Origin of the sequence: Microcystis sp. M_QC_C_20170808_M9Col, assembly GCF_007095495.1 — a bacterium.
Taxonomy (GTDB): Bacteria; Cyanobacteriota; Cyanobacteriia; order Cyanobacteriales; family Microcystaceae; genus Microcystis; species Microcystis aeruginosa.
The window spans coordinates 1-4,305 of the sequence record NZ_SFBZ01000026.1 but is presented as its reverse complement, the minus strand read 5'-3'; the positions used below and the strand labels follow the sequence as shown (position 1 = coordinate 4,305).

At 42.3% G+C, this 4,305-nt stretch carries 7 protein-coding genes; 5 read left to right on the top strand and 2 right to left on the bottom strand.

The window, feature by feature from the left end:
* On the bottom strand, nt 1-118 hold a 118-nt coding region (locus tag EWV68_RS01725; protein WP_287168605.1), incomplete at its 3' end, for a helix-turn-helix domain-containing protein.
* A gap of 217 nt (nt 119-335) precedes the next feature.
* On the opposite strand from EWV68_RS01725, the gene EWV68_RS01720 reads away from it, so the two are divergent.
* Together EWV68_RS01720 and EWV68_RS01715 are read left to right on the top strand one after the other, a co-directional pair.
* Nucleotides 336-692: a helix-turn-helix domain-containing protein gene (locus EWV68_RS01720; RefSeq protein ID WP_061432362.1), complete on the top strand. Its 357-nt coding sequence runs from the start codon at nt 336-338 to the stop codon at nt 690-692.
* A gap of 5 nt (nt 693-697) precedes the next feature.
* Entirely contained in the window at nt 698-1,363 is a 666-nt protein-coding gene (locus tag EWV68_RS01715; RefSeq protein ID WP_287168604.1) for an ImmA/IrrE family metallo-endopeptidase, read from the top strand.
* 36 nt (nt 1,364-1,399) lie between these two features.
* Here EWV68_RS01715 and EWV68_RS01710 read toward each other — a convergent pair whose 3' ends face one another.
* Nucleotides 1,400-2,395 (bottom strand): LysR family transcriptional regulator, encoded by a 996-nt coding sequence (locus EWV68_RS01710; RefSeq protein ID WP_149988435.1) that lies wholly within the window; start codon nt 2,393-2,395, stop codon nt 1,400-1,402.
* A gap of 528 nt (nt 2,396-2,923) precedes the next feature.
* Between EWV68_RS01710 and EWV68_RS01705 the strand changes: the two genes are divergently transcribed.
* From EWV68_RS01705 to EWV68_RS01695, 3 genes are all read left to right on the top strand, one after another.
* Nucleotides 2,924-3,208, top strand: coding sequence for a hypothetical protein (locus tag EWV68_RS01705; protein ID WP_012265204.1), 285 nt, complete (start codon nt 2,924-2,926; stop codon nt 3,206-3,208).
* Nucleotides 3,209-3,271: 63 nt separating this feature from the next.
* Nucleotides 3,272-3,415, top strand: coding sequence for a hypothetical protein (locus tag EWV68_RS01700; RefSeq protein ID WP_223210688.1), 144 nt, complete (start codon nt 3,272-3,274; stop codon nt 3,413-3,415).
* Nucleotides 3,416-3,550: 135 nt separating this feature from the next.
* On the top strand, nt 3,551-4,305 hold a 755-nt coding region (locus EWV68_RS01695; RefSeq protein WP_287168603.1), incomplete at its 3' end, for an RNA-guided endonuclease InsQ/TnpB family protein.

Genomic DNA, 4,305 nt, shown 5'->3' with positions numbered 1-4,305 from the left:
CTTGTGTTCGTTCGTGGAGAGCTTTATTGTAAACTAATCTTACACAGCCCAATGTGCGCCGCAATAGCGACTCTTGTGTTGGTGTGGGGTAAAATCGAAACGAATAGGCTTTTTCCATGCCTCACATTCTAGAATATATCGTCTAAATGCGCTAGTATTTAACGGTAAAGCCGCCGTAAAACGGCGGGGTTTCAGACCCAAAATTTTCGATGATACGGCAGTGTTTGCTCTGGTGTTGACTAAAATAATCAACGCCAATGAACTAACTCTAGCCTATGTTGACTGAAATAGTCAACCCTTGATATAATTTTTTTTGAGCGATTGAGAGAAAAGCAGTGTCAGAAACATTTGGACAGGTTATCCGCAAAGCTCGTCGAGAGGAGGAATATAGTCAGAGAGAACTAGCTAAGTTGATCGGGGTGGACTATACCTATCTATCGAAGCTAGAAAATGATCATGCGGGTTATCCTCCTAGTCAGCAAGTTATTGAGTCCTTAGCGACTCACTTAAAATTAAATGCTCAAAAATTAGGAGAATTGGCGGGACGAATTAGTTCAGATGATCAAAAAGTCTTCAAAGAATTAGTTCAAAAATACCAACAAATGCCGATTTTATTGCGTCGCATGAAAGACAATCCTAATTTTGCCCAAAAAATTATTTCTGAGGCGACAAAATTAGATGAGCAGGAGTAAATATCTTGGATATTATTAAACCCTATAGTTTTATTCCCAAAGCAGTGATTGAAGCTCAGGCAGACAATATTCTTAAGAAAGTAAAAGCTCATCGTCGTCGTCCCTTAAAAAATTGCGATATTGCGGAAGCAGCGGCCGATCATTTTGATTTGGCTATTGAATGGACGGATATAAAGCCAGATCAAGAGGGAGAAATCGCCGCAATGATTATTCCCACAGAAAAGAAAATTATTCTTAATGAAGATGTAAAATTCTTAAAAGATTCCCAAAATTCATCCCTAGCAAAAGAAGGTTTTAAAAATTCGAGTTTAGCCCATGAAATTGGTCATTTTGTACTCCATATTAATCAAACAGCTGTCTCTAACTTTTTGGATCGAATCAATCAGGGAGATTCCCTAGAGACAATTCAACCTTTTCTGTGTCGGACAGTTGATTCTAGCCAAAGAATTGAATGGCAAGCCCAATATTTTGCCAGTTGTTTACTAATGCCGATGAGTGAGTTAGAGAAAGCCATCAAGGGACGTGACTTGACGAAATGGGGACCTCTGTATGCGATCGCCGACGAGTTGGGAGTAACTATTACTAATCTTAGAAGTCGTTTAGAGAGTCTCCATTGGATTAAAGTCGATAAAAAAGTAATTTATCCCGGCAGTAATTTTCCCAAGAGATAGCTTAAATGTAGGGAGATTTTGCCCATCTCGAGCGACTTATTTACTAATAATTTCGGCGGGTTGCGAGTTAGGAATCGGTTCAAAGTTGTGGTCGTCAGCCAGATATTCTGGATAGGTGGAGAATTGGGGTAGTATTTCTAGGGTAAAAGCTTCGGCGGCTTTTGATCGATAGCGATTCGGGTTAATAATTACCGACAAAGTGCGTCGTACTTCCACATCTTTAATTCTGGTAGCGTGGATAACTCCCATTTGTAGTTCTTTTTCGATCGCTGTCACCGAGACAAAAGCCGCCCCTAACCCAGATTGTACGGCATTTTTAATCGCCTCGATCGAGTTAAGTTCCATCTCCACTTTTAAGCGTTTGGTATCGATCTCGCAACGAGTTAAAACCTTGTCGATGACTTTGCGAATCGTCGATTGGGAATCGAGGGTGATAAATTTTAGTCGATATAAATCCTCTTTTTGAATCATTTCTACCTTAGACAGAGGATGAAAAATCGGCAGGACTAAAGCCAGTTCATCTTCTGCGTAGGGGATAATCCGCAGGGTTTCTTGTAATTCGGCGGGAACTTCCCCCCCGATAATGGCTAAATCCACTTGACCGTTAGCAACGCTCCAAGAGGTGCGACGGGTGGAATGAACTTGTAGCTGTACGGATACTTCTGGGTATTTTTGCCGAAAAAGCCCGATCATGCGGGGAAGAAGATAGGTTCCCGTGGTTTGGGAAGCGCCGACGATCAGGGTTCCCCCTTGCAGATTTTGTAGATCTTCGATCGCCCGACAGGTTTCTTGACAGAGAGTGATAATTTTTTCGCCGTAGCTTAAGAGTAGGTGTCCCGCTTCCGTTAATTGGGCTTTCCGACCGCCCCGGTCAAATAACGGCACATTTAGCTGTTTTTCGAGGTTTTGTACCTGAAGACTGACCGCCGGTTGAGATACATACAGGGTATCTGCCGCCCGTTTAAAGCTTCCTTCGGCAGCGATCGCTTTGAGAATTCTCAGTTGGTCTAGGGTGAAAGGAATGTCGGTCATAGAAAGCCTCAAAAACAGCGACGAGAGAAGGGGAGGACAATAGCGACAAATCTTAAGCCAGTGCCGATAAATACACTGAATTGACAGTACCACACCACGGGGATCAATGCTTCAGGTAGTTCCAGTTATCAGTGATCAGTTACCGGTTATCAGTTATCAGTTATCAGGAGTCTCCGAGTCTCCGAGTCAGGAGACAGGGTGATGGGGTGGTCACTGCGTGCGCGTTGCGGGGGGGGTTTTGGGGTGTTAGGGTTTTAGGGTTTTAGTTGAAATTCCCCCACTTCTCCACTTCCCCACCCCTGACGGATTACTGATCACTGTTTACTGATCACTGAAAAAGGCTGACCCAGCAATTATCGGGTTGACTTTTGTGTACCACTTAATCGTTATTAACCAAGAATCTTAATGATATTTTAAGATTTTTTAAAAAACCGCCCCTAGCCGAGATGAACGTATATCCTAGAGGGGAGCGAGTATAGATTCCTATTCCCGTTCGATCGCCCCCTAATTCTCTGGAGATCAGCACCCATGCTTACTTTGCTCCGTTCCCTGCTATTTTCCACCCTATTAAGTTTTGTTGCTCCCGTCCTCTTGGTGGGTTCTATTTTAACGGCTTTATTGGCCACCAGTCACGTCCCCGGCTTTACTTGGGTTTGTCAGACCGGTTTTAGCCAAATCCTGCAATTTTTAACCATTTTCGGCGGCGGTTATCCCCTACAAGGCCTGTTAACCATCGCTGTCACCTTTGCTTTTGTTGGCAGTTTATTCGATTTATTTAACTTTTACGTCTATCAAACCAATCGCGGACAGTAACAGGTAAAGGGTGATAGGGACTGTCTAGAATGGGAATGAGGTTTTTATGGGATCGAATCGTCTATGCGCCCTATTTTCTGCCGTTTTTGGCTATTAACAATAATTTCCCTGCTGCTCACCCTGAGTATCGGGATTGTCAATCCCCAACCCAGTTTCGGGCGCTCGTGGATGGATTTACCTAAAATGTCGGATGAATGCCCCCGCTAAATTTTTCGACAAGATACTCACCTTTGCGGGGGATGAAATCCGACCAAGATATTAACTGAGAAGCCCGACTTTAATTCTACCATTTGTAGGTAAACTGTGTTACAATTAAATTAGCCAAAGGTCAAGGATTGTTAGATGCTAGTCGTAGAAGCAAAGCTAAAAAACGGAACCCCAGAGCAATATCACCAGCTTGATGAAGCTATCAAAACTTCTCAGTTTGTGCGTAACTCTTGTGTTCGTTATTGGATGGACAATCAAGGGACAACCCGCAATGATCTCCAAAAACTTTGTGCGGTACTAGCTAACAATAAAGAGACCCCTTATGTTAATAAATTAAACTCTCAAGCTCGTCAATCGGCTGCTGATAGAGCCTGGCAATCAATTAGTAAGTTTTACCAGAATTGTCATGCTAAGATACCAGGGAAAAAGGGTTTTCCTCGGTTCAAAAAGCATAGCCGTTCGGTTGAATACAAACTAACAGGCTACAAACTATCTGATGATCGACGTAAAATCAGATTTACCGATGGCTTTAAAGCAGGAGAATTTGATTTATGGTGTAGTCAAAAAACCTTAGTTTATTATTCAGAACAACAGATTAAACGGGTAAGAGTTGTTAGACGTGCCGATGGTTATTATTGCCAGTTTTTGATTGACGTAGAGCGGCAAGAATACCATAAACCAACGGGACAAATAACAGGAATTGACTTAGGGTTAAAAGAATTTTATACCGATGCCCAAGGTAATACTGTAGAGAATCCACGTTATTTAAGCAAGTCAGAAAAACGACTTAAAAAAGCACAAAGGAGATTATCAAAACGATTTCGTAAAGGAAAGAAACAGTCTAACAACTATCACAAGCAACGGATAAAAGTAGCTAGGCTTCATCTTAA